At 55.2% G+C, this 26,796-nt stretch carries 13 protein-coding genes; 4 read left to right on the top strand and 9 right to left on the bottom strand.

What is annotated here, in order from left to right; translation table 11 throughout:
* Positions 1-16: 16 nt before the first annotated feature.
* The 4 genes from JUK32_RS20175 to JUK32_RS20160 all read right to left on the bottom strand — a co-directional run bounded on the left by JUK32_RS20175 (position 17) and on the right by JUK32_RS20160 (position 7,530).
* Positions 17-4,015 (bottom strand): magnesium chelatase subunit H, encoded by a 3,999-nt coding sequence (locus JUK32_RS20175; RefSeq protein WP_204140662.1) that lies wholly within the window; start codon positions 4,013-4,015, stop codon positions 17-19.
* 345 nt (positions 4,016-4,360) lie between these two features.
* A complete protein-coding gene (locus tag JUK32_RS20170) occupies positions 4,361-4,531 on the bottom strand; it encodes a hypothetical protein (RefSeq protein ID WP_204140661.1) in 171 nt (56 codons plus the stop codon).
* A 70-nt stretch (positions 4,532-4,601) separates the two neighbouring features.
* A complete protein-coding gene (locus tag JUK32_RS20165) occupies positions 4,602-6,413 on the bottom strand; it encodes an ABC transporter substrate-binding protein (protein WP_239112891.1) in 1,812 nt (603 codons plus the stop codon).
* Between the two features lie 199 nt (positions 6,414-6,612).
* Positions 6,613-7,530, bottom strand: a complete 918-nt coding sequence (locus JUK32_RS20160; protein ID WP_204140660.1) for a bile acid:sodium symporter family protein — start codon at positions 7,528-7,530, stop codon at positions 6,613-6,615.
* Here JUK32_RS20160 and JUK32_RS20155 point away from each other — a divergent pair.
* The gene (locus JUK32_RS20155; protein WP_204140659.1) at positions 7,529-7,687 is read left to right on the top strand and encodes a hypothetical protein; all 159 of its coding nucleotides are present in this window, start codon (positions 7,529-7,531) and stop codon (positions 7,685-7,687) included. The two genes, JUK32_RS20160 and JUK32_RS20155, sit on opposite strands and share 2 nt — an antisense overlap.
* A gap of 81 nt (positions 7,688-7,768) precedes the next feature.
* On the opposite strand, the gene JUK32_RS20150 is transcribed toward JUK32_RS20155, so the two are convergent.
* Positions 7,769-8,401 carry a hypothetical protein gene (locus JUK32_RS20150; protein WP_204140658.1) on the bottom strand — a complete coding sequence of 211 codons (633 nt, stop codon included), beginning with the start codon at positions 8,399-8,401 and terminating at the stop codon, positions 7,769-7,771.
* Positions 8,402-8,481: 80 nt separating this feature from the next.
* On the opposite strand from JUK32_RS20150, the gene JUK32_RS20145 reads away from it, so the two are divergent.
* A complete protein-coding gene (locus JUK32_RS20145; protein ID WP_204140657.1) occupies positions 8,482-8,631 on the top strand; it encodes a hypothetical protein in 150 nt (49 codons plus the stop codon).
* Between the two features lie 89 nt (positions 8,632-8,720).
* Here JUK32_RS20145 and JUK32_RS20140 read toward each other — a convergent pair whose 3' ends face one another.
* The 3 genes from JUK32_RS20140 to JUK32_RS20130 are packed head-to-tail and all read right to left on the bottom strand — an operon-like array spanning position 8,721 to position 11,712.
* Positions 8,721-9,827, bottom strand: coding sequence for an ABC transporter ATP-binding protein (locus JUK32_RS20140; protein ID WP_204140656.1), 1,107 nt, complete (start codon positions 9,825-9,827; stop codon positions 8,721-8,723).
* The gene (locus tag JUK32_RS20135; protein ID WP_204140679.1) at positions 9,827-10,684 is read right to left on the bottom strand and encodes a carbohydrate ABC transporter permease; all 858 of its coding nucleotides are present in this window, start codon (positions 10,682-10,684) and stop codon (positions 9,827-9,829) included. The genes JUK32_RS20140 and JUK32_RS20135 overlap by 1 nt, the downstream gene beginning before the upstream one ends.
* A gap of 41 nt (positions 10,685-10,725) precedes the next feature.
* Positions 10,726-11,712, bottom strand: coding sequence for a carbohydrate ABC transporter permease (locus tag JUK32_RS20130; RefSeq protein WP_204140655.1), 987 nt, complete (start codon positions 11,710-11,712; stop codon positions 10,726-10,728).
* 615 nt (positions 11,713-12,327) lie between these two features.
* Here JUK32_RS20130 and JUK32_RS20125 point away from each other — a divergent pair.
* The gene (locus tag JUK32_RS20125) at positions 12,328-12,534 is read left to right on the top strand and encodes a DUF2949 domain-containing protein (RefSeq protein ID WP_204140654.1); all 207 of its coding nucleotides are present in this window, start codon (positions 12,328-12,330) and stop codon (positions 12,532-12,534) included.
* On the opposite strand, the gene JUK32_RS20120 is transcribed toward JUK32_RS20125, so the two are convergent.
* On the bottom strand, positions 12,499-13,188 hold the full coding sequence (locus JUK32_RS20120; protein WP_204140653.1) for an HAD family phosphatase: 690 nt from the start codon (positions 13,186-13,188) through the stop codon (positions 12,499-12,501). The two genes, JUK32_RS20125 and JUK32_RS20120, sit on opposite strands and share 36 nt — an antisense overlap.
* Positions 13,189-14,430: 1,242 nt before the next feature.
* On the opposite strand from JUK32_RS20120, the gene JUK32_RS20115 reads away from it, so the two are divergent.
* Positions 14,431-26,322: a cadherin-like domain-containing protein gene (locus JUK32_RS20115; RefSeq protein ID WP_204140652.1), complete on the top strand. Its 11,892-nt coding sequence runs from the start codon at positions 14,431-14,433 to the stop codon at positions 26,320-26,322.
* The last annotated feature ends 474 nt before the right edge of the window (positions 26,323-26,796 follow it).

Below are 26,796 nucleotides of genomic sequence, written 5' to 3'. Positions count from 1 at the left end.
CCCTTCTTGTTTTGACTTACTCGACGCCTTCGATGCGGTCTTCGACTTCCTGGTACAGCTCTTGGAGCCGATCCAGGTTTTCGTCGCTGGTTTCCCAGTAGCCGCGCCCGTTCACTTCCAGCAGGGTCGACACCATGCGGCGGAAGGAGTTGGGGTTCAGATCCATGAGGCGCTTACACATCTCCGGATCCTTGATGAAGGTGGAGTTGGTATCTTCGTAGACCCAGTTGTCCACCGCGTCAGCGGTCGCCGACCAGCCCATGGTGTTCACCAGGCGCTTCGAGAGTTCCCGCACCCCTTCGTAGCCGTGGGAGAGCATGCCCTCGTACCACTTGGGATTGAGCATCTTGGTACGGGCATCCAGACGCACCGTTTCCGACAGGGTGCGCACCTGAGCGTTCGCCGTCGTGGTGTCCGCTACGTAGGAGGCGGGCTTGGTGCCGTCGCCCCGCAGACTCGCCACCACCTTGGTGGGGTCGGAGTCAAAGTAGTGGGACACATCCGTTAGCGAGATCTCCGAAGAGTCCAGGTTTTGGAAGGTAACTTCCGCCTTCTTCAGCGAAGACTCAAAGATGCCGCGCGACTCGTCCATCACCCCCGGATTGTCGGAGTTGAAGGCAAAGGACTTGCGATTCAGGTACATCTCCTGGAGTTCGGTTTCCTCTTCCCAACTGCTGTTTTCCACTGCCAGGTTGACGTTGGAGGCATAGGAGCCAGAAGCGTTGGAGAAGATGCGGGTGGCGGCAGTGCGCAGGTCGCAGCCCATTTCGGCGGCTTGCTCTAGGGCGTGCTTGCGGACGAAGTTCATTTCCAGAGGCTCATCGGCTTCGGCGGCCATTTTCACGGCGCGATCGAGCAGGGCCATCTGGTTAATGAACAAGTCGCGGAAGACGCCGGAGCAGTTCACGACGATATCCACGCGGGGCCGACCGAGTTCCTCTAAAGACAGCAACTCCAGCTTATTCACCCGACCGAGGGCATCGGGCACGGGCTTGACGCCGACAAACCACATCATTTGGGCGAGGGATTCGCCATAGGTTTTGATGTTGTCGGTGCCCCAGAGGACGGTGGCGATGCTTTCAGGATAGCGACCGCCGTTTTCCTGCTTTTGGCGCTCCAGCAGGCGATCGACCACGATCTTGGCGGATTGGACTGCTGCCAGGGTGGGGATGGACTGGGGATCGAGGGCGTGCAGATTCTTGCCGGTGGGCAGCACATCGGGGTTCCGAATCGGGTCGCCACCCGGCCCTGGAATGACATATTCGCCTTCCAGACCCTTCAGCAGGGCACCCAGTTCGTTGTCGGCGCAGACCTGCTCCAGACAGTATTCCAAGAACTCCATCAGAGGCTTGATGGTTTCGCCTTCCACTTTGGTGTAACCCGCATCGTGGAGCGCCTTCACCCAGGGCTCTTTGCGGCCAATGTTGAGGAAGTTCAAGCGCGACACCATAGAGACGCGACCTTCGGCATCCACCTGTTCGCCGACCAGGGCCGCGACGGCATCGCGGATGGCCTGATTGATGTCGTACAGCAGTTGCACGTCGTCGAGCACGCCTCGATCGCTGTTGCCATAGATTTCGTCGATGTCGCGGCCAATGCTCTCGGCGATGACCCGTTGCAGGCTCATGATGCCTTCTTCTTCGCGATCCAGCCCAGCGATGTTGACCAGGGTGGCGATCGCTTCCTCAGCGGTCGGGGGCTTACCAATGATATGCAAACCACAGGGCAACAGGCGCGACTCAATTTCCATCAGCTTGATGTAGATCTTGCCGACTAGGTTGTCCCGGTCCTCAGCGGACATGTCGCTGGCGTCAATTTCCGGTAAGGGCACGTCGCGATCGAGGTTGCAGACCCGCGCCGTTTCGACAATCGCGTTCACAATCTGGATGGCCCGACCGCTGTCCTTCTGGGACTGGTAGGAGCTAATCAGTTCGCTCAGTTCCTTCAGCCCCTTGTACAGACCCGCGTTTTCGGCGGGCGGGGTGAGGTAGCTGATGGTTTCGGCATAGCCCCGGCGTTTAGCGATCGTCGCTTCGGAGGGGTTGTTCGCCGCGTAGTAATAGAGGTTCGGCGTGGTGCCGATCAGGCTGTCGGGGTAGCAGGTGCCCGACATGCCCATTTGCTTACCAGGCATAAACTCCAGCGAGCCGTGGGTGCCAAAGTGCAGCACCGCATCCGCGCCCCAGATTTTTTCCAGGTAGGTGTAGTAGGCCGCAAAACCGTGGTGGGGACTGGCGGAGCGGGAGAACAGCAGCCGCATCGGGTCGCCTTCGTAACCAAACGTGGGCTGCACGCCGATGAAGACGTTGCCGAAGGCCTTGCCGTACACCAACAGGTTTTGCCCGTCGGTGTTCAGGTTTCCAGGAGGCGCGCCCCAGTTTTCTTCTAGGCGAGTGGAGTAGGGGGTCAGTTCCTCGTACTCAGGCACCGACATGCGGTAGGCGACGTTCAACTCTGGGCTGGCATACTGGGCTTGGGCGTCGTGGATCACCTCCTGCATCAGGGCTTCCGGCGACTCCGGCAGTTCCGGTAGGTCGTAGCCGTTGCCCTTCATGGCCTCCAGCACTTTGTAGATGGAGCCGAACACATCCAAGTACGCGGCGGTACCCACATTGCCCTTATCCGGCGGAAAGCTGAAGACGGTGATCGCCAGTTTCTTGTCGAGCTTGGGCTTGCGGCGCAGGTTGCCCCACTTGATGGCCCGCTGCGCGATGGAACTGATGCGGTCTTGTAGGGTGATGGCGCGGCCCGTCATGCCGTCACGACCGGAGAGGACGATGGGCTCGATCGCCCCATCCAACTCGGGAATCGCCATCTGCAACGCCACCTGAATCGGGTGCAGACCCAGATCACTCTCTTCCCACTCCTCAGTGGTTTGGAACACCAGGGGCAGCGCCACCATGTAGGGGCGGTTCAAACGCTTGAGGGTTTCGATCGCCTTCGGATGATCCTGTCTCGCGGGGCCACCCACCAGCGCAAAACCCGTGAGGGACACCACAGAATCCACGATCGCATGATCGGGCTTTAACGGATCAAAAAAGTACTCATTTACGGGTTTGGCGAAGTCCAGACCGCCGGAAAACACGGGAATCACGCGCGCGCCCATGTACTCCAACTCCTGTACCATGGCCGCGTAGTGAGCTTCGTCCCCGGTGACCAGGTGCGTCCGTTGTAGCACCAGACCGACGCAGGGAGCCAGGGGATCACGCAGTTCCTCTGGCAAGTCCTTCCGAGACTCGTACCAGTTCAGATACTCTTTCAGGTCTTCAAACATCTGGGTGGCCATGGGGTGCCAGATGCCGACATCGGGGAAAGTCACGGGCTCAGCATGTTCCAGGCTGTCCGCCTGGGGCGCACCTTCGATCGTTTTGTCGGTGAAGACGTAGCGATCGGCCAACATCAGGAAAAAGTTTTCCAGGTTTTCGGGCGACCCGCCCAGCCAATACTGGAAGCTGAGCATAAAGTTGCGCGCATCCTGGGCCTTTTCCACCGGCAGGTACTTCAGCACATTCGGCAACGTCCGCAGCAGCTTCAGCATGGCGTCTTCAAAGCCGCTGCCTTTCTTCTGGCGGCGCTTCTTCATGAATTCGCCGATGACGCTTTTAGACTGGCCCAACTGCGCCATGGAGAAGCTGCCCATCTTGTTCAGGCGCATCACCTGGGGCATGGAGGGGAAGACCACCGCCGCATCCAAGCTGTCGCGGTGGGGCTGCACCGCTTCCACCACTTTGTCGGCCAAGTCTTCGATAAAGATCAGCGAGGCGATAAAAATATTGGCTTCTGAAATATCTTGTTTAAAGGCTTCGTAGTTTTCCTGACTGCGCAGCTCTTCGATCAAATAGCCGCTGACTTCAAACGCGACTTCGGAATTGTTGGTGTTGATCGCGCGAATGGCCGATGAAAGAGCACTCTGGTACTGAGGCTCCAGCACCACGTAGACCACTTTTACCAGCGATCGCCCGTTCAGATCATCGGGCGCGATGTGGCGCACAGTGGGCTTGACGTTGGTGAACATGCAGTGATGACTCCTTTATGACGTATCTAAATCCCAAAATGACTCGGCCAGTCAACTTCCAAGCCTGGCTTCAGCCGCCATGCTTCGCCCAGTCAAGGGGGTCGAAGGATGGCGATCAGCTTCCGGTAACAACTTTAAAGGGCCGGGTTTTTATTCAGCAAAAGACTATTTACAAAACCCAACAATGCGTTTAAAGAAGCCACTCAAACCAGGCTAAAAAGATTGCAAAACCTACCAACCTTGTAACAGAAAAACCTTGTCAGATAAGGGATGCAGCAGCAGGAGTAACAATTCGCAATGTTTTTCGCCCCGACTGCCGGGTTTGTTTGAAGTTTTGTAGCGTCATTAGGAAAATTTATTTTCCGTATAAGAAGAATAAACGTCGGTCGGGGCTCGCGATCGCCCGGTTGCTGGAGTGGTTGGGCGCTGAAGTGGCGATCGCGATCGCCGCCCTTCCCTCACTGAGGCGATGGGGCCGATGCACGCCACGCAGTTACCCACTACAGAGCTACTCACTACGCCGATGATCTTTGACCGTCGCCTCGCTGCTGCTTTTGATAGCCGTCCAAAAGTGGGCGGGCGCTTTTTATGGCGTCCGTTGCAGCTCTTGCACGTTCCACAGAGCAAAGGGGCGCACGATGCCGGAATAATTGACATTTTCAATCGTGTTACGCACCGCCCCTAGGTTGAGGGGGTTCACCAAGTAGATGAACGGCAAGTATTCCTGGGTCAAGCGCTGGCTCTCGAAATAGAGGGCTTTGCGCTTTTCCGGGTCAACTTCTTGAGCGGCCTGAATGTAGATGTCGGCGATGCGTTTTTCCCAGTCGGCGGCTTCCCACCCCTCCAAGGGTTCTTGCCCAGCGAGGGCCTGTTGATTAAAGGCGTGCAGTGTCCCATCCAGTAGCCAGACCGTAGCGCCGCCATTGGGTTCGAGGCCAGCGGTAAAGCCGATGATGTGGGCTTCCCAGTCGAGGCTGTCGCTGAGTTTGGTCACCAAGGCATTGAAGCTGATGGGCTGAAAATCCACCTGAATGCCGATTTTGCTCAGGTCTTGCTTGATTTGCGCCCCGATCGCTTCGCGAATCTTGTTGCCCGAGTTGGTCAGCAACGTGAAACGCACGCGATTGCCATCAGCATCTAATAGTTCGCCTGCCGCGTTGTACTGAAAGCCATCGGTCTCCAATAGGTTGCGGGCGGCCTCTTGGCTGTAGTCATAGATGGGCATGCCGTCTTCGGGACTGGCGTAAAACGGACTTTGCACTGGCAGCGGTGATGTTTGGGGTTCGCCTAAGCCCTGATAGATGTTGTTAATCATGGTTTGGCGATCGATGGCGTAAGACACCGCTTGGCGAAAGGCGACGGAGTTAAACCATTTAGATTTGATGGGATCCACTAAAGGCTTGCCGTCGCGCACCCCTTGGTTCAAGTTAAAGGTGACGAACAGGGTGCTGAGGGCCGGTCCACCTTCATGAATGGTGAAGTTGCCGCGATCTTCTTCCCGCTTCATTAGCGCAAATTCGTCGGGGCCGATGCCAATGGTGTCGAGCCCCCCAGAGCGAAACTGGAGGAGCTGGTTATCGGTAGATTCGATGACCTGCCAGACGAGTTCTTCGATGTAGGGCTGCTGGTTGCCTTGATCGTCTTGCTGCCAGTAGTAGGGATTTTTCTCAAAAATGACCCGCTGGCTCGGCAAATATTGCTTGAGGCGATAGGGGCCGTTGCCGACGATTTCTTCGGGTGGGGTGCCGGTGGTCCACATGGACAAGAACTGCGGGCTGCCCTCTTCATCCAACGTGTTGACTGATTCTTGCAGGATATGGGCGGGCAAGATGCCATTGCCAGTGGTTTCCAGAAAGGGCGCAAAGGGCTCTGGCAGAATGAATTGGAAACGGCGATCGTCCAGTTTGGCAATCTTGGGGAGCTTGCCTTCCGGGCCGATGCGGACAATGTCGCGGGCGGAGGTCGGAATTGCTTCATTAAAGATGACGTCGTTGTAGGTGAAGATGACGTCATCGGTGGTGATGGGTTCGCCATCTGACCATTTCAACCCTTCGCGCAGGGTAAAGGTGTAGGTCAAGCCATCTTCAGAAATGTCCCAGGATTCGGCCATTTGCGGCACAATCTCCCCGGTTTCGCCATCACGGGTAACCATGCCCTCAAAGGTGTAGAGAAAGATATTGGGATATTCCTGACTGAGGGCGGGGTTGAAGGTTTTGGGGTCGCCGAGGGAGCTAAAGACAATGCGGGAGTTGGTGGCCTCAGCGTTGGTGAACTGGGACGGGTTGCAGCCCGCGAAGGCGATCGCCCCCACCAACGCCAACACCACTAACAGCCATCGCTTGGCATATTGCCGTAAATAACGACCCATCCGCTGCCCCCGGAGCCCCAAATCAACCATGTGCTTTCCGCCGATTTTCTTTCTCAGCATTATTACAGCTAATTTTGGCAATGCCTACGATCGCAGCGGAAAAGTACCCTCCTGGTTGAGAGTAGTGGTTGGGTGATCGGGTGGTTGGGTAGCTGAGGGGCGAGTCTTGGGGGGTGAGACTGTCTCTGGCCCGGTCGGGCGTTGGTACGTTGATTCTCCAGCGTGGCCCTTATCGCTCCAACAGCTCGCTTGGCTGCGCTGCATCCGGTGGCTGAGACGCGGGAACCCAATAGCGCTGCGCCCACCAGGCAAATAAGCCGCCGATGACGAACATGATTAAGCTGTAAATCGCGGCGGGAATTGCCATGGTGGAATTGTTGAGGAAATTCGGGGCGCTGGCGATCGCGATCGCTAGCGTGCCGTTTTGAATGCCCACCTCAATGGTGATGGCGGTGGCGCTGGGGCGATCGAGTTTCGTCGCGATCGCTAATCCATAGCCTGCCAACATCGACAATGCAATCAGCGGCAACGTCACCCAGCCCACCTGAGCAAAGAAACTCAGCACGTTTTCCCGCTCTTTGAGCAACAATCCAGCGATCACCAGGCCCAGGAAAAACATGGCGAGCCATTTCACCTGCTTTTCCACTGCGGCGGCCAAGCGGGGGGTGTAATGGTGCAGCAGCATCCCCAGGCTCACTGGCACTAGGGTGATGACCGCGATTTGAATCACCGTGGCGAGAAATGGGAGGCGTAGGGCCGCGCTCTCGCCCATGAAATAGCCCATGGAGGCATTCACCACAAGGGGGATGGTAAAAACGGTGATGACGCTACCGATCGCGGTCAACGTAATGGAGAGTGTCACCCGCCCCTTGGCGAGATAAGTCATCAAGTTAGACGTGGGGCCACCCGGACAGGCCACCAAAATCATGACGCCGACGGCTAATTCTGGGGGCAAGGGCAAGGTGGCGGCCAGGGCAAACCCAATCAAGGGTAAGACCAAGAGTTGGGCAATCAGCCCCAGCAAGACGCCTTTGGGTTCCGTTAAGATGCGCCGAAAATCCGCCAGCGTCAGCCCCAAGCCCATCCCCAGCATGATGATGAACAACGCCAGGGGTAAGAAGACCGTCGTCAAAAAGCTAGATTCCATGGGGAATGCGCCCTCAGTAGTCGCGATTTGGGAGCTAGTCTACAGCATTCCTAAAACGCGATCGCGGTATCGCGATCGCACGATCATCCACCTCCAATCCCCGGTGCTTGAAAACCGCCATCACAGCGCCGACCCTCGCCCCCTTGAGCACCGATAACTTGGCCGCCTCAGCAGCGCTACCGAAAGGCTAGCCAAATTGCGCGGCAGCTCTGATATTGCCCAGCCATCGCTGGCTTGACTATCGACAAGGCTCAGTATTCAGGTTGCTGCCGCCACCATTTGGGCCAGTGCTAGCGACCCAATTGGGGCCTCTGTAGGTATTGACATGCAGCCAAACTCGGCCATCAGCAGGATCGGTGCGAAATTCCGGTGGTTGGGTATGCGGGGTGATCAAAGATGAGGTGGTGAATGTCATCCCCGTATTGGCGGAGGTAATGCTCGGCCCACTGCGAACGACCAGAGTCGTGCGAGGGCGGAAGCAGACATTCGCTGTCGGGGGTGGGGTGGTGCCTGGGCAGGGGGTGAGTTGAGCGGCGTCGATCCACCCGACAGGTTGGGTCGTGGTTAAATCGCCATCGTTCAAATAAACCTGAGCTGCCGTGTAAGTGTCCGTCTCGCGTAATACGCCAGTCAGGGCAACTTCGGTACCCGCGAAGATCGTCCCGATTTGATTGTCGGGTTTATTGGCCAAGTCAGTATTGTCGTAAACGATCGCGCTCACCCCTTGCTTAATCTGGCGGCAGCCGCGAATGTAAGACTGGTTTTCGCTCAAGTCGGTGGCTTGCGCGTGGGCCGTCCCTGTTGGCAGGAAGACAGCCGAGAGCGACAGAGCGGCAAACCAAGCGGTCGTTGAAAACATGCGATGCAACATGGGAAAACCAGGGGTGGACGCCGCCGCTATTCTAAGGGGAATTACTGAATCGAGGCGATCTTTACCAAGATCTTTAATCAATGGCTGCTAGCGATCGCGCCCACGCTTCACAGCTCCATAGCGTTGCCCATTTCCTGGCGAAAAAGATGATTCAAGGGCATGGGCAGCGTTGCCGCCAGTGCGCTAAAAATGGCAAAACCTCTCTGCGCCAGCGCGATCGCCGCCAGTGAATATTCTCTTTCTCCATCAAAATTTTCCGGGTCAATATTCCCACCCAGCTCGGACTTTGGCCCAGCTACTTACTTATCGCGATGTTTTGTCAGACCAAGACATGCTCCGAAGCTTGGTCGAAGAGGTGGAAGCGGTTGAGGTCGAAGCTGATGCGGACGGTTTCGCCGGGGGTGAAGCGCGATCGCGGATCCACTCGCGCCAGAAACTCCTGATCGTCGCCCAGGGTTAGGTACACAATCTCTTCGTGGCCCATCATTTCGACGACGGAAACGGTGGCATCGATGTCTAACGGGTTGATGCCGGGGGGCGCAAATTTGGGGTTATAGATGTTTTCGGGACGGAGGCCGAAGATAACCGGGGTGCCAATGTGGGGCTGATAGCGCGATCGCTGATCCGGTGGAATCGGCAAACGCAACGCCCCTGCTTCAATCAATAGCTCGTCGCCGTCAGGCTTCAGGGTCGCGGCGAAAAAGTTCATCGACGGGCTGCCCATAAAGCCCGCGACAAACACATTGTTCGGCTGGTCGTAGAGGGTTTGCGGCGTATCGACCTGCTGCAAAATGCCTTGATTCATCACCGCAATGCGACTGCCCATCGTCATGGCTTCCACCTGGTCGTGGGTGACGTAGATGAACGTGGTGCCGAGTTTTTTGTGGAGTTTGCTCAGTTCGGCGCGGGCCTGCACCCGCAGTTTGGCGTCGAGGTTGGAGAGGGGTTCATCCATGAGGAAGGCGGCGGGGTCGCGGACGATCGCCCGGCCTACTGCCACCCGTTGACGTTGGCCGCCAGAAAGTTGTTTGGGTTTGCGATCGAGTAGTTCTTCAATGCCGAGTTGGGTGGCGGCGGCGTGTACCCGTTGCTGGATATCCGGTTTCGCAGTGCCCTGAAGTTGCAGACTAAAGGCCATGTTTTCAAACACGCTCATGTGAGGATAGAGCGCGTAGGACTGGAACACCATGGCAATGTCCCGCTCGCGGGGGGACAGCTCATTGACCCGCTTGCCATCGATATAAATGTTGCCGCCGCTGATGGATTCAAGGCCCGCCAGCATTCGCAGGGAGGTGGTTTTGCCACAGCCGGAGGGGCCGACGAGGACGAGAAATTCGTCTTCGCCAATATCCAGGTTCAGGTCTTTAACGGCGACGAAGCCATTTTCGTATTGCTTCGTGACTTGCTCAAATACGATATGCGCCATTATCCCTTCACCGAACCGGCCAACAACCCTCGTACAAAGTACCGCTGCAAGGCAAAGAACACCAGCAGCGGCACAATCATGGAAATAAACGCTCCAGCGGTAAGCAAGTGCCAGTCTTGACCGCGATCGCCCACTAGGTTCCGCAACACCAGCGTCACGGGGGCCACGTTTTGGTTGCCGCCGAGGTACACCAGGGCCACCAGCAAGTCATTCCACACCCAGAGGAATTGGAACACCGCGAAAGAGGCGATCGCGGGGGTCGATAACGGCACCACGATGCGAGTGAAAATCTTCAGGTGGGACGCCCCATCGACGGCAGCAGCTTCGATCAGATCGCGGGGCAGGGTGCCGATGTAGTTGCGTAGCAGGTAAATGCCGAGGGGCATACCGTAACCGGTGTGGGCCAGCCAAACGGCGAGAAACGTCCCGGAAAGTCCCAGGGTGTTGTACGCCCGCAAGACGGGAATTAGCGTCATTTGCAGCGGCACCACCAGCAAACCCACAATCATGACAAATAACAGTTGCCGACCAGGAAAACGCATCCAGGCCAGGGCATAGGCGGCAAAGGTGGCGATCGCGATGGGCATCACCGTGGCGGGAATGGTGATGATCAGACTGTTCAAAAACGCCTGTCCCATGCCTTGCCCCGTCAGCACGTCGGCGTAGTTGCCCAGGTGGAATTGGCCGGGATTGAACGGCGGCGTAAACACCGTCCACCAACCACTTTCGAGCAGCACGTCGGGTTGACGAAAAGAGCTGATCAGCAGTCCGGCGGTGGGCAGCGTCCACAGCACGGCGAGGGCAATCACCACCAGGTGGACGGGGGCGGTGGTGAGCAGTTTTTCGAGGCGATCCATCCGGGTGAGGGCTTGGGGCGATCGCTTTTCCGGTAGCTCCATCATCGGTTGGCCTCCTGCTGCTGAAAGCGGCGAATGTTGGTCACCATGACGGGAATCACCGCGAGGAGCAGAATCACCGCGATCGCGCTGCCCCGGCCAAAATTGCGAAAGTTGAACATTTCTTTGATCATGCGGCTGGCGATCACGTCGGTATCTAAGTTGCCGCCCGTCATCACAAACACGATGTCAAACACCTTGAGCACCAGCACAATAATCGTGGTGGAGACGACGACAATGGTGGAGCTGATCATGGGAATGGTGATGCGCCAAAAAATTTGAAACTCGTTGGCCCCATCGATGCGCGCCGCCTCCAGCACGTCTTGGGGAATGCCCTTCACCGCAGAGGACAGCAGCACCATGGCAAAGCCGGTTTGCAGCCAGATCATGATGGCGATGAGGGCAAAGTTGTTGACGGTTTTGTTCACCAGCCAGCCGATGGGTTCAAACCCCAGCGCCACGACCACGGCATTCAGCAGGCCAATCTGGTCAACGCCGGGGGGCTGATAGGCATACACAAACCGCCAAATCACACTTGCGCCGACGAAGGAAATCGCCATGGGCAAAAAGATTAGCGCCTTGGCGAGGGGTTCGTACCTGACGCGATCGACCAGCACGGCAATCACGAGTCCCAAACTGACGCTTACGCCCGTCACCAACACCAACCACAAAATGTTGTTGCGAAAGGCCACCAGCATATCGGAGTTGGTGAAGGCAAATATATAGTTGTCGAACCCCACCCAGGCTTCCGATCGCCGATCCATAAAACTGAGAATGATCGTGCGCATGGTCGGCAAAATCAAAAATGCCGTCAGCACCGCGAGGGCTGGAGCCATGTATACCCAGGGCAAAATGCGCGATCGCGTCTGGTAAGGCAACCGATTCACCAAAATGTTGGCGGCGTAAAACAGCGCAATCACGCCACCGGAGCCCAACACGATGGCGGCGATCGCGCTAATTAGTCGAATGATGTTTGAGGTCTCCTGCATTGGTGTTACCCCAGCGCAACGGCATCGGTAATTTCTAAACGCGACTCGTGCCCATTACACCAGAAATGCGCCGCAACACAAACCTTTTAGCAGAGAGCCCGCAGCGGGTGAATGCTGCAAAGCCCGGTATTGGGATTCTCAGGAGGTCAAGAACAACGCTTTTAGAGGCCCTGAACTCTGTGAAACAAAGTCGGTCAGCTTCTGAGGCGACCCCGCCCCACTAATCGGCCACGTCAGGAGGGATCGCCATCACTCCCACTGAGCACTCACCCTGATTGCGGAAGGGTGAGCGCCCAGTGAGATATACCAGGACTGAGTCCAGCCTCCCGCAGAAAATTTTGTTCAGCCGTCGGCAGCCTCGTTCAACCTTCTCGCCAACTCTTAGGGATCAGAATTAGATGAATCCCGCTCTGGCCAATCAATACAGGCCCTGCCAGTGAACAGCCGTCTCGGCTGTTCCAACTTATGCAATCCCCATGCCATAGCACTTCTGATGGATCATTTGGAATTTCTTTCGCGATCGCGGCGAAATCCTTCGAAAGTGGCTACTCAAAGTTTCATTTCATAGCTACACTACGTTAACCATCAGCAGTCAATCGCACTTAATTTACCCCAATGACCACCCAAGCCCGCTTAATCGAATATTTGGAAAAAGAGATGGGCTTGTCAGAGGACGCGATCGCATTGGCTGTCCGCCAAGCTGGGGCCTTGCCAAATCTGCTACCGATTGCGCTGTGGAAGTACGGTCTGATCACGACAGAACAGTTAGACCAACTTTTTGACTGGCTAGAGACCCCGCAACCAGGTCAAAACTTCGTGTAGGGACGCAAATATTTGCTGAGCGATCGCCTGGGAAGCAGCGGTCGGCGACTGCAAATCGGGCACCATCACGACAGGTATACCAGCCGCTGCAGCGGCCTGTACCCCAGCATTCGAATCTTCCAGTACTAAACATTGTGCGGGCCGCATCCCCAACTGGGCGGCCGCCGCGAGAAAAATATCCGGGGCTGGTTTCCCTGCTGTGACTTGATCGGCGGTCACAATGGCCGCGAAGCGATCGCGAATGCCCGCCAGCCCTAAACACAACTCCGCTTCCGCCGCGTTACTTGATGTCCCGATGGCTTTGGGAAGGCCCTGTTGTTCGACCCAATCCAGCAAGGGCAGTAGTCCCGGCTGTAGTGGTATCCCCTGCTGTTGAACGAGCGATCGCCACTGCTCTTCCCAACGGTCATTAAACGCCTGCACCGGAAATTGATCGCCATACATTTGCCCAAACAGACGGTCGGTCTCTTCGCTACTGCGACCCACCAAACTGAGATACAGCTCTGCTTCCAGCGTAAATCCCAAATCCTGGGCTGCCGCTTGCCACGCCTGTTGATACAGCGGTTCGCTATTGAGCATCAGCCCATCCATATCAAAAATCAGCGCCTGGGGGATGATCATCAGCGTTTTCCCACTACCGACTAAAGACAACATTGCGAAGGTAGCAACATTTCGCTCATTACAGCCTATCCTTGCAAGCCTTTTCTGAGGTCGCCAGCCACCAGTCAGAACCGGTGAGTCGCGAGCCGCGATCGCCCCCGAATGTCTTCACTGGAGTGTCGCTACCTTCAACATTTATGGCTGCGCCCCAGCCAGATCCTCACAGCACAGATATCCAGTCCAACGCTATATTTGGGGACTCTCACCTCCTAAAGGCCGACAGATACTCTATTAGTGTCGTTTTTAGCAATGATAAAAAAACGTCTTCTACGCTCAGCGATCGACAATAATCAGTCAATTCATCCATTCCCAAAACTTGGCGATGTCACGCTGATAAATCAACTCTAACTTGCGGGCTTGAACCTCAGCCTGATTACCAGACTGTAAGAAAACGCTAAAAATATTTAAATCCGTCCATCTCCGCATCAGTTATTGCTAGCCAAAATCTAGATAATAACTTTTCGCCAAAAATCGCTACGTCGTGAAATATCATCAACCGTCCTTTGTTAAGGTCTGTTAAAAATTTCCGGGAATTGCCTTTGGCTGAATTATGCTTGGTTCCCCTCTTGTCCATTCGCGATAAAAATCACGCGATCGACTCGCCAACAAAAATTAGACAGTCGTCCTTTTTTTCTGTATACAGACTTTCAAAAAAAAAGGATTTGTAACAAATGCCAGCAAGAGGTGAGTGTTTTAAATAACATCGTGGGTATCATCACGTTGGTTGATGGCATCTGTGAACTTTTGATGAAATCCCCAGTTGATAGAACGCGAGTCAAAATTGCCTCAAGTCTGTGTAAGCCTCTCTGCATAGAGCTTACATTGACCGCTAAAAGGTGGGAGGACACGACTCTGAGGGGCACTGAATGCCTGTGCTGATGTAAAGACAGCATGAATGTAACGGATATGCTGAGTGCTCTTTCGGACGTGTTGAGTAATGTCATCCCCGGAGATCTCTGCGCCATTGGCCAAAATGTCAAGGATATTTTCAATCCGATGGGTTCTAGTTGGTAGCTGAGGTTCTGGAGCAAAAGTGGGTTTAAAGCAGCGATCCGAATTGACTGGCGAGAAAAATCGCCGGGGTGAAAGCGAGTTAAGGGTGCGATTTTTTGTGTGATCTTTGCGAAAACCTCTTATACACTTTGGGCAGCGTGATAGCTGCAATCAATGAGTAAGCGTTTGAGTAAAAAGAGTGGGTTCGGTGTGCAGGTTGTAGATTTTTTTGGGATGCGAATCATGGCGAATAAAACGAAGTCTATTGTTTTTGTTGATGCGGGTATTGAGGCTCCTTTGCAGCTAGCTACCGGAATTGCCCTCGATGCGGAAACCTTGATTTTGCCTCCCGATAGTGATGGTGTGGCGTACATTGCTGCGGCTCTGCAGGCCCGTGCCGATGCGACCGAGGTCTTTGTGGTGGCTCACGGTGCGCCGGGGCAGCTCTGGTTGGGCAATGCGGAACTCAGCTTGTCAACGTTGCCGCGTTATCGCGATCGCCTTCAACAGTGGACGGCCCAGACGTCCGTTAAGGATATCCACTTTTACGGTTGCCAGGTCGCCGCGGGCGATGCTGGCACTGAGTTCTTGTCTGCCATCCATACGCTGACCCACGCCAATATTGCTGCATCCACTCACTTGCTTGGCCACGCCGATCGCGGCGGCAACTGGACTCTCGACGCCTTTTGGGGCGAAGTCGAGCGGCGCAATCTCCTCACCGCTGCCGCCGTATCCACCTATCCCGGCATCTTGGCGGCCAATAATGATATTCAAAATGCGATCGCCCTCACGCCAGGTACGCCCGATGCAATTGGCAACGCCCTGGCGAATAACCAGGTCGGTGAGCCGATTCACGATACGACTCCGGGGGCGAACAATCTTTCCAACGACTCCGTCTGGTGGACTTGGACCTCTAATGTGGATGGCCTAGTCAACGTGAACACTGAGGGCAGCACCATTGGCACTGCCCTGGCGGTATATAGCAGCACGATCGCTGCGACTGATCCCACCTTTACCTTTGGGAGTCTGACTCGTGTTGCCGACGATTTGAGCGCCTCGGGTAGCCAGACCACCAGCGCGAGCTTTGAAGCGCAGAATGGGGTCATTTACTACTTTGCGGTCGATGGCACGGGCTTTCAGCAAACGGCTAACGCCACCGCTGGTATCACGATTCAACTTGACGTGCCGCCGCAGATTACAGCCGCCCAGCTATTTCCTGTATCTGAGCTAGCCAATAATGGCGACGTGGTGGGCACCGTCGCCATTGATAATGCTGTGACAGTCGACACCTGGGAGATTACGGGTGGTAATCCTGACAATGATAGTGATGGCACGTTAGCGTTTGCGATCGATGGGACGACAGGTGCAATCACAGTCAACGATGCCGATGACCTCGACTTCGAGACTTTTCCGCAAAACTATGAGCTGACCGTTTCGGCCACCAATGGCGCTGACACGGACACCGAATCAGTCTTTGTGCAGGTGACCGATGTCAATGAGGCTCCCACGATCACCAGCCTCAGCGCACCTGGGACGGTCAGCGAAGGGCAAACCTTTACTCTGACGGGGCAAATTGACGACCCCGATATTAACGATACCGCGACGGTTGAAATTACTTGGGGGGATGGCAAAACGAGCACAGTGTCGGCGAATAGCAGTGGGGCCTTCTCAGCTTCCCATTCCTATGCCGATGATACGGCGTTCACAGCGGGTAATATTTCAGTCGAAGTCACTGACTCTGGTGGTCTGACTGACACCGAAATTCGGAATATTTCGGTGGTGAATGTGGCTCCCACCGTTACCCCTTCCATTACCCCGACGTTTTCTCTAGCCGAAGATGGCACTAAGAGCTTCTTTCTCACGGCCACTGACCCAGCCGGGGCTGCCGATCCGTTTACCTGGAGTGTCACCGCGCCATCGTCGGGCGGTACCCTTACGCCCCCTGCGGGAGCAGCAGCGACACAGTTTTTCACCTACACGCCGCTGGCTAATTTCAACGGTAGTGAAACCTTTGAAATCAAGGTGGATGATGGCGATGGCGGCACGAGCACGATCGCCTTCACCGCTAATGTGACACCCGTGGCGGATGCCCCGAGCAATTTCAAGCTAGCCACGTCCGCTGCCACCATCGACGAAGGTGAGTCCATCACCCTCAGCGGCAGTTTTGTCGATCCGGATGTCGGTGACACCTTTACCGTCACTATCGACTGGAACGACGGCACGACCCCGACAGTCTTAAATTCGTCAGATTTAAAGTTCAATACTAAGACCCAAACTTATTCCTTCAACACGGGTCATGAGTTCAACATCAATGGTGCCGCCTCGATCACGGCCACCGTGGTCGATAGCTTTGGCAAGACGGCGATCGCCACTAAGTCGATCACCATTGATAACACGCCGCCTGAAGTGACGCCGGCCAGTAGCTTCCTCACCATCGATGAAGACGATGCAGGCACGCTGACCCTGACAGCGTCGGATATCAGTTCTGAGACCTTTACCTGGAGTATCGATACCGCGCCGACTCAGGGCACCGCTAGCTTTGTGACCACTGGCACGGGGGACACTCAGACCCTCTCTTACACGCCTGACCCGGATTATTTTGGGGGTGACAACTTTATCGTTAAGGTCATTGATGAGGACGGCGGCATCTCGTTTGCCAGCGTTGGGGTCAATGTCAACCCGGTAAATGATGCGCCGATCAACCTCGCGGTCACGCCTGATGTCACCAGCATTAATGAAGGCGATACCGTCACCCTTAGCGGCAGCTTTGATGATATCGACAACTCCACCGAGGTCGATTTAGACGACGTTCATTCCATCACCGTGGACTGGGGTGACGGCACCGTTGAAACGTTCAACGATACTGACGCCATCATCTTTACGAATACGGATCAGACTACTGTTTCCTTTGCCGGGCTCTCGCACACCTACTTAGATGAGGGCACGGGCACCTATTCGGTCAAAGTCACCGTGACTGATGCCGAGGGAGCCACTGATGCCTTTACGACTGAGATTGAGGTCGCGAATGTCGCTCCGGTCCTGGTCGATCCAGCGGCATCACCCACTAATTTAGGCCCCGTCACTGAAGATACCCCCTTCGATTTCACCGTCAAAGCGAGCGATGTTGGCACCCAAGATACCCTGACCTGGAATATTATCTCTGGTCCCAGCAATGGCTCACTGGCGTTGGGGGCGAGCACGGGCAATGGCCTGCAAAACTTTACCTATACGCCTGACGACAACTTTGATGGCGATGGGGATGGCGCGACCTTTAACGACGATACCTTTACGTTACAGGTCTCCGATGGCGATGGCGGCTTTCAAGCGCTGGTCTACAACGTGGGGATTGCGCCCGTTGCCGATCGCCCCGATATCACGGTCAATAGCTTCACCGTGGTGGAAGATCAGGTCCTCAAAGTTGATGGCAGCGTGTTGAATGCGATCGACGACGACACGCTCGCGGCTGACCTCACCTTCACCATCACCGGTACCGATGCGGGCAGCTTCTTGCTCAACGGGGTTGCCAGCCCGACCTTTACCCTGTCCGATATCTTCCAGGGCAAGGTCACCTTCTTATATGAGAATGCCAACGATGCCGGTGCCCCCAGCTTTACGATTAAGCTGGCTGACGATACTACGCCGACCGCTCTAACCGACATTGCGGCGGGCAATATCGTTGACTTTACTGCGGTGAATGATGCGCCGGTTTTAGATGGCACGCCGTTGACGGTTGACCCTGTTGATGCGCTGACGCCCATCACGGTGGATGAAGGTGGTCAGGTGGCCATCACCAGCGCCAACCTGGGGGCCACCGATGAAGAGTCAGGGGCCGCTAATCTGACTTTTACCCTGACGAATATTGAAGGCGGCGACTTTATTGTCAATGGGGTCGTGAGTACGAGCTTTACGCTGGCTCGGGTAAATGCGGGGGCGGTGTTCTTCCAGCATGACGGCACGGAGATTGCCCCGGTTTACACCGTGACCGTAACGGATGGCGATGGCCTATCGTCGCCGCCGCAGACCATCACTGGGGCGATCGGCGCGACGGTTAATGATCCGCCGCTCATTTTGGTGAATGACTTCGATGTCGTGGAAGGGGAAGAACTCCTGGTTACGACGAGCGTGTTGGATGCGATCGATGTTGATGCAGCAACCCCTGCGCCTGATATCCAATTCACCATTACCGGTGCGAATGCGGGTAGTTTCTTGGTTGGTGGCGTTGCCGCCACCACCTTTACTCGTGCCGACATTGTGGCGGGCAATGTGTCCTTCCTGTATGACGGTGAAACTGCGCCCGTCTTTAGCATCACGGCCAACGACCAAGATGCCGGTGGTGCAGCTGAAACCACCGTTGCTGGCAGCGTTAACTTTACTGAAGTCAACGACACGCCAGTCTTCTTGGAGCCGGTCAACCCAGCGGTGACGCCGGTCGTGTTTGAACTTAGCGACGGCATCTTGCCTGACTTTACCGTGCAAGAGGGCGGCAACGTCGCGATTAATCGCCTGATTATTCGGGCGACCGATGGCGACTTTGACGATCGCGACCTCACCTTCACCGTCTCCAATGTGGCAGGGGGCAGCTTCCGCTTAGTGGGCAGCACCACTCCAGTCACCACCTTTACCCAAGGCGACATCAACCTGGGCCGTGTCCTCTTTGTGAATGACGGCACGGTAACTGCTCCTAGCTATGACATCAGCGTCACCGATGGCGACAGCACTGCCACCGCTACGGGCGGCGGCATCGTTATCCCGGTCAATGATGCGCCCGAAATCACGGTTAATAACTTCACTGTGGTGGAAGATCAGGAACTCTTGATCGATGGCAACGTGTTGAACGCGATCGACGAAGACAATACCAATCCGGCTGATCTCACCTTCACGATTACCGGAACTGATGCCGGTAGTTTTCTGCTCAACGGGGTTGCTAACCCGACCTTTACCCTGTCCGATATTTTCCAGGGCAAGGTCACCTTCTTATATGAGAATGCCAACGATGACGGTGAGCCCACCTTCACCGTTGAAGTAAAAGATCCGGGCGGCTTGACGGACAAAGCGGCGGGTAACATTGCCGATTTCACGGCGGTGAATGATGCACCGGTTTTAGATGGCACGCCGTTGACGGTTGACCCCGTTGATGCGCTGACGCCCATCACGGTGGATGAAGGTGGCCAGGTGGCCATCACCAGTGCCAACCTGGGGGCCACCGATGAAGAGTCAGGGGCCGCTAATCTGACTTTTGCCCTGACGAATATTGAAGGCGGCAACTTTATTGTCAGTGGGGTCGCGAGTACGAGCTTTACGCTGGCCCAGGTGAACGCTGGGGGCGTCTTCTTCCAGCATGACGGCACGGAAATTGCCCCGGTTTACACCGTGACCGTAACGGATGGTGAGGGCCTATCGTCGCCGCCGCAGACTATCACCGGGGCGATCGGTGCGACGGTCAATGACCCGCCCATTATCTTAAAGAACAACTTTGTGGTGACTGAAGGGGAAGAGTTACTGGTCACCACGAAGGTGTTGGATGCGATCGATATCGATGCGGCGACCCCAGCCCCCGACATTGAGTTCACCATTAAGGGAGCCAATGCCGGTAGCTTTATCTTTGCCGGTGATACCGACGCGACCGACGGCATCACCTTCAATCGCTCCGATATCGTCAATGGGGATGTGACCTTCCTTTATGACGGTGAAACGGCCCCCATCTTTAGCATTACGGCTAATGATCAAGATGCGGTTGTTGCCGCTGAAACGACTGTGGCAGGCAATGTCACCTTTACGGAGGTCAACGATACCCCCGTTTTCTTAGAGCCGGTTGACCCCACGGCAACGCCTGTCGTTTTTGAGCCGAGTGACGGCATCTTGCCCGGCTTTACCGTGCAAGAAGATGGCAACGTTACGATCAGCCGATTGATCATTAGAGCCACCGATGGCGATTTTGACGATCGCGACCTCGAATTCACCGTCTCCAATGTGCAAGGGGGCGACTTCTTCCTGGTTGGTAATGCCAACCCAGTCACGACATTCACTCAGAATGACATCAACCTGGGTCGCGTCTTCTTTGAAAACGACGGCACTGAAACCGCTCCCAGCTATAACATCAGCGTCACCGACGGCGACAACACCGCCACGGCCACGGGCGGCGGCACCGTCAATGGCGTCAACGACGCGCCCGAAATTATCACTAACGAGTTCGCCATTACCGAAGGCGAGGAACTGGTCATTACGACCGATGTGCTGAACATTGAAGATGTTGACAGCCTCAATAGCGAAATTTCGATTACGGTAGCAGGCAACACCGGGAATGCGCTGGTCGATGCCGCGATCAACGCGGCCTTTTCAGCCACGACGTTTACCCTAGCGGATGTGGTCGCGGGGACTGTGACCTTCAACTATGACGGCGAAATCGAGCCTTCCTTTAGCATTACGGTTGAAGATAATCGAGCTGGAGTGACTCCGACGCCCATTGCGTTAGCTCCGGTTGATGCCAACATCACCTTTACCCCGGTCAACGATGCGCCGACGCTGACGATTAGCACGCCGATCGCCATTACCGAAGACGCCGCGATCGACATTACCGCTGGGCTCTTTGCCGTCACCGATGCGGAGGTCGCTGCTGGACTGCAAACGTCAGCAGAGCTGGAATACACCGTTGATGCCACCACCAACGGCACCTTCCAGATTGGTGGGAAAGATGTCACTAGCTTTACGCAGCAGGATGTCATTGATAATCTCGTGGACTTTGTCCACAGTGGTGAAACCGCGCCCAGTTTTACCGTCACGCTGGATGACAACGGTTCTCCCTCTGCTGAGCAAGTCACCCTCACCGTTGATGCCACTGACTTCACCTTCACTGCTGTCAACGACATACCAGAACTGGTCAACAAAAATCTCACCGTCACCGAAGGCAAAACGGTCACCCTGACGACAGCCAACCTGAGTGCGATCGATGTTGAGACCAAGGCGCTGGATCTTGAATTCAACGTTACCAACGTCGTCAACGGCAACTTTAATAAAACCACCTTCACCCTGCTCGACCTCGTTCAAGAGACGGTCACCTTTACCCATGACGATACGGGTGAAACCCCCACTGACAACAAAGCCCCGAGCTTTGACGTCACCGTGACTGACACGGGAGCCGATGCGGGTGCAGCCTTAGGCGACGCCACGTCCCCGGTGTCAACGGTCAACGTCACGCTGATTCCAGTCAATGATGCGCCCGTCCTCACCCCTGACAGCGATGGAGTCGTAGGCGGCAGCAATGATCCCTTTGCGATCAAAGAAGGCAGCACCCTGGTGCTGAACAACCCAGCCGACGGTTTCCCAAATATTACGGTGACCGATCCTGACACTGCGCCCGAGGACATCGAATTTACAGCGTCCAACGTGACGGGTGGTTTCTTTGCCAGCATCACCGATACCAAAACCGCCATCACGACCTTTACCCAGGCTCAGCTGGATGGCCAACAGATTGTCTTTAGGCACAACGGTAGCGAGACTCAGCCAACCTTCACCCTAGAAGTGACTGATGGTGAAAGCACTGATCTCGAAAACTTCACGGCGACCCTCACCACCGTTAATGATGCGCCTGAAATCACAGCCAATACCCTCACCATTGCCGAAGACGAGGCTGTAACGCTGACTATCAATGACTTAAAAGTCGTCGATCCCGAGAGTGGCCCGGCCAACCTGACCTATACCATCAGCAACCTGGCCAACGGTGCTTTCTTTGATATTACAGATACGGCTTTTGCCACTCCGCTAACAACCTTTACCCAACAAGATGTCATTGATGGTGAAGTGGTCTTCAAGCAGGGAGGCAGCAACGATGCGCCAACCTATACCCTCACGGCTAAAGACAATGGCACACCTCAGGGAATTTCGATCGCCAGCGACGCCATTATCGACTTTACCCCCATCAACGATGCGCCTGAGCTAGCACCAGCAACGACTGAAGGGCTATTTGCCATTCAACAAGGCCAAAAAGTCACCATTGATGGTGCCACGCAGTTGAGTTTCGTGGATGAAGAAACCTTCGACGGCACGACCGGCGATCCGGCCCTGCTGACCTACAGCATCGACGCGGTCAATAAAGGCACCTTCTTCTTGAATGGCGCTGCCCTAGCGGTTTCTGACACCTTTACTCAGCAAGACCTTAACCTCGGCAGTGTTGCGTTCCAGCACGACAACAGTGAGTTTGCGCCCAGCTATACCGTCACGGTGAGCGACAATGGCGTGCCCTCGCCAGTCCAGTCCACCACCCTGGAAGTTGACTTGACGAGCACCTTTGTCAACACTCCTGATGCTCCCACCTTGCTGGCCAATGCCCTCACCATTGATGAGGGGCAAACCTTCAAGTTCACTACCAGCAACCTCAGTGCCGAAGACTTAGATTCGCCCAACCTCGACCTAAAGTTCTCCATCACTAACCTTACTAATGGTGCTTTTGATGTTGACGGCGCAGCCGCAACCGAATTTACCCTGCGGCAGGTCGTCGAAGGGCTAGTCAGCTTTACCCATGACGGCTCAGATAGTGCCCCCGCTTACGACGTTGAAGTGAGTGACGGGGCGCTAACTTCCGGGGTTGAGTCAGCCGCGATCGCGTTTAACCGTGAGAACGACAACCCTACTCTGATTGGTCTCGCTGCCGATACCACGACGACGCCTAATCTAGCCGCGTTCGATTTCACCATCAAAGAAAATGGCATTCTGGGCCTGGGGCTGACGCAAATTGACGCAGCTGATGAAGTCGGTGAGACGGCTCAGGCTGACTTAACCTTTGAAGTTTCGAATGTGCAGGGCGGCTTCTTTGCCCTGAGTACGAATACGACCTCAGCCATCACCGACTTCACCTGGGTACAGATCAAAGATGGCGATATTGCCTTTAAGCACGATGGCTCTAACGTAGCGCCAGCCTACACGCTAACCGCATTGGATACCGAGGGTGGCAGCACCAGCGACGACTATACGGGCACCTTGACCGCAGTCAATGACGCCCCTGTGGTCACGATTAACCCTCTTGCTATCACCGAAGAAGGAACCGTGACAATCGATACTTCGATTTTGGCGGTAACTGACGAAGAATCGGCTTCAAGTGCTCTTGTCTATACAGTTGATGCCGTAACTGGCGGCGAATTCCAGGTCAAAGGCACTACTCAGACAACCTTTACCCAAGCCGATGTCATTGCGGGCACTGTCACATTTGTAGACGATGGCTTAGATGACAATGCGCCAACGTTTAGCCTGACGCTCACAGACGAAGCCGTTGGAGTCACGCCCGCCATCACCACCACCATCAACTCAGATGATAATCCAGGCGATCCAAACGATCTGAACTTTGCTGTGGCGGCCAACTTTACACCCGTCAACGACCTGCCCACCCCCGATCCGTTTATCATCAATTTCCCGACGGTGGTCGAGGGTGGCACTACTGTTGTGGTAAGTGGGGTGACGGCAGCGCCAGGCGAAGTCCAAATCTTTGTCACCGACGAAGAAACGACGAACCCAGTAGAGCTGGTTTACACCGTCGATAGCATTGCCAACGCTAACTTCCAGGTGAATGGCAGCAATGCGACCACCTTTACCCAAGATGACATCGACAATAACCGGGTTACTTTTGTCCACGATGACAGCGAGGTAGCACCAACCTTCACGCTGTCACTGCAAGACAACAACGGCGGTACAGGGGCAAATACCCTGACCCAAACCGTGACGCCTGCCTTCCAGTTGGCAAATGAAGCACCAGAGCTTACCAAAAACACCCTGAGCCCGATTGAGGGGCAAGAGATCACCCTCACTACCGACAACATATTTGCGAGCGATCGCGAAGACCTTGTCACTCAACTCACCTTTGAGATTACTGATGTTGCCGGTGGCACCTTCTTCCTCAACGACGTCGCCCTTGATACGACAGCAGCTGGGGATAACTTGGGCGAGTTCTCGATCGCGCAAGTAGCCGCTGGTGAGATCACCTTCAAAGACGATGGCGACGAAACACCGCCTAGCTACAAGGTCAACGTCATAGATCGCGATGGGGCTGCCCTTGCTGCTCCCGAAGCGGCCACCATCGACTTGTCACAGTTCCCGGTGAATGATGCACCCGAGATCACAGTCGCTAACTTCCCCATTGTGGAAGGGACACTGTTGGAGCTCGATCTCACGATCCTCGAAACTGCGGATGTGGATAACGCCGCAACTGAACTGACCTATACCGTCAGTAACCTAACCGGTGGCGAGTTCTTGGTATTTGATTCAACAGCGACACCGCCAGCTCTAGTTTCCACCACCACGTTTACACAACAAGACGTCATCGATGGCGAGATCAGCTTCCAACCGGACAAAAATAGCGAGGTGCCCCCCAGCTTTACGCTGACCGTCAGCGACGGCGTTGATGGCACCGACACCGTCAACGTTTCAGTTGCGAGTGGCAACATCACCTTTACCCCAGTCAACGATGCGCCAGTCACCGTGGCTGATAGCTTCACGACTGATGAAGAGACGCCGCTCACCGGGCTCAACGTGACGGCGAATGACACGGACGACAGTGGCACCGCCTTGCAGGTCACTAAAATTAATGGGGCAACGGGCCCGGTGACTACCACCAAAGGGGCCACGGTTGAAATTGTCAGTAACTTGATCAATTACGACCCAGGGACAGCGTTCCAATCGTTGGCTGTCGGTGCCACCGATACTGATACCTTTACCTACACCGTTGAGGACAATGACCCCTCGGGGAACAAGTCCGCAACGGGGACGGTGACCATTACGATTGAGGGCAAGAATGATCTGCCCACGCTCACGACTCCTTCGTTGACTGCGGCAACCACCGAGGGGACACCTATTACGCTCAATGCCTTAGTGAATTCGGGTGCGACTGATATCGACTTTGGTGATGTCCTATCCATTAGCAAAGTCACTAATGGCACCTTTGGTGCCGTCACGTTCACTAACGAGACCCTGACCTACACGCCGGGTGTAAGCCTCTTGGGCGGTGAAGTCGAGACTGAAAACATCACATTCACAGTCAGTGATGGTAACGGCGGTACGGTCGATGGCACAGTTGAAATCACCCTCACAGGCGTCAACGACCCACCGATCGCAGTAGCCAATAGTGGCACGGGTTTCAGAACGACAGAATCCGTCGCCTTTAGAACTGCGAACGTGTTGACCAATGATTTTGATCCTGAGGGCGGAGCCGTCACCTTAGACAGTGTGAATACATCTGCTTTGCGGGGCCTATTGGTCAATAACGGCAACGGCACCTTTAACTATGATCCAAACGGTGTATTTGATGCGTTGCCCGTGGGCAAAACTCGCAACGATACCTTTAGCTACACCATCAAAGATGATCAGGGGGCAACGGCCAGCACCACTGTTAGCATTCAGGTAACAGGGCAGCTCAGCTCCTTCCTTGATTATGAGAAGCAACTGAAGCTGGGCAATCTGGCGGCGGTCGCTCCGGGCAATGTCATCGACGTGTTGCCACTGGCCCAGCTTTATGATGAGCGCTACTACCTCAATCAAAACCCGGATGTCGCTCGCCTGGTGGGCTCGACCTTCAGCTCTGGTTTCCAGCACTTTGTGACCTCCGGCATTAACGAAGGTCGCAACCCCAGTGTGTTGTACAACGAATCGTTCTATCGTGCGAATAACGCGGATGTTCGTAACGCGATCGCCAGTGGCGCACTTAGTAGCGGTCTATCGCATTTCCTCACTAGTGGTCACCGCGAAGGTCGCGACCCCAGCGCCTTCTTTGACCAGAGCGATTATTTGCTCAACAATCCAGATGTCAACTCTGCGGTGAACAGTGGGGGGCTAGCGAGTGCCTTCGAGCATTATGTGAAATTTGGAGTGGATGACAACCGTTTGCCGGCACTAACGCTGTTTGATGCGCGGTTCTATCTGAACAGCAACCCCGATTTGGTTAGGGCTGGCGTCACTCAAGCTAGCGCGTTCGACCACTTCCAGCAATTTGGCCAGTTTGAAGGGCGGCGAGGCAGTGCAGCATATACAGAATCAAGCTATCGCGGCTTCAATCCTGATGTTGCTAATGCGATCAACTCTGGGGCCCTGCCCAATGGCTTCCAGCATTTTGAAGCGGCGGGTCGCTTTGAAGGGCGGTTTGTCTTGCCTGTGTAAGGTGGCAGCGGCCTAACAGTCAAGGTCGCACCGTGACCCAGACCTGCCACTTGAAAGTGGTAGGTCTGGGTTATCGAGGTTGCAGGATGTCTACTCCGAGATATCTCTAATTGCGGAATTGCCGATCGCCCTATCCCCCAAGTCGCGATCGCCTTTCCTGATGGTTCAACTTGACTTTTAGCGACAAATCATTAGCATGATTGCGATCGAGGTTATCCAGGTATTGATTAGGATTTAGTCCAGTGTGTAGGGACGCCTCAGGGCTAGCCGATCATCATCCTGGCATGAGTGCAAATGACCATTAGTTGGCGACTAGCCACAGATTTCTTGCAGTGCTAAATGAAGTTACTTCTTGCAATTTCACAGTCAAATCTAAGGCTGGTGTGAGCTGTTATATCGGATCGCGACGAAGGCAACCTCGCTGATGACTTGTGCAGTAATTTGTCTGTGACTCATTCTGCGGTAATGATTGAT

The sequence above is a fragment of the Halomicronema sp. CCY15110 genome (assembly GCF_016888165.1).
Lineage (GTDB): Bacteria > Cyanobacteriota > Cyanobacteriia > Phormidesmidales > Phormidesmidaceae > Halomicronema.
Note: the sequence above shows the minus strand (reverse complement) of the source record. Positions and strands in the feature narration are given on the sequence as shown.

Coding starts and splice junctions, on each gene's coding strand:
- JUK32_RS20175 (WP_204140662.1), bottom strand. CDS start 4,015: ATGTTCACCAACGTCAAGCCCACTGTGCGCCACATCGCGCCCGATGAT.
- JUK32_RS20165 (WP_239112891.1), bottom strand. CDS start 6,413: ATGGTTGATTTGGGGCTCCGGGGGCAGCGGATGGGTCGTTATTTACGG.
- JUK32_RS20155 (WP_204140659.1), top strand. CDS start 7,529: ATGGGGAATGCGCCCTCAGTAGTCGCGATTTGGGAGCTAGTCTACAGC.
- JUK32_RS20160 (WP_204140660.1), bottom strand. CDS start 7,530: ATGGAATCTAGCTTTTTGACGACGGTCTTCTTACCCCTGGCGTTGTTC.
- JUK32_RS20150 (WP_204140658.1), bottom strand. CDS start 8,401: ATGTTGCATCGCATGTTTTCAACGACCGCTTGGTTTGCCGCTCTGTCG.
- JUK32_RS20145 (WP_204140657.1), top strand. CDS start 8,482: ATGGCTGCTAGCGATCGCGCCCACGCTTCACAGCTCCATAGCGTTGCC.
- JUK32_RS20140 (WP_204140656.1), bottom strand. CDS start 9,827: ATGGCGCATATCGTATTTGAGCAAGTCACGAAGCAATACGAAAATGGC.
- JUK32_RS20135 (WP_204140679.1), bottom strand. CDS start 10,684: ATGGATCGCCTCGAAAAACTGCTCACCACCGCCCCCGTCCACCTGGTG.
- JUK32_RS20130 (WP_204140655.1), bottom strand. CDS start 11,712: ATGCAGGAGACCTCAAACATCATTCGACTAATTAGCGCGATCGCCGCC.
- JUK32_RS20125 (WP_204140654.1), top strand. CDS start 12,328: ATGACCACCCAAGCCCGCTTAATCGAATATTTGGAAAAAGAGATGGGC.
- JUK32_RS20120 (WP_204140653.1), bottom strand. CDS start 13,188: ATGTTGTCTTTAGTCGGTAGTGGGAAAACGCTGATGATCATCCCCCAG.
- JUK32_RS20115 (WP_204140652.1), top strand. CDS start 14,431: ATGGCGAATAAAACGAAGTCTATTGTTTTTGTTGATGCGGGTATTGAG.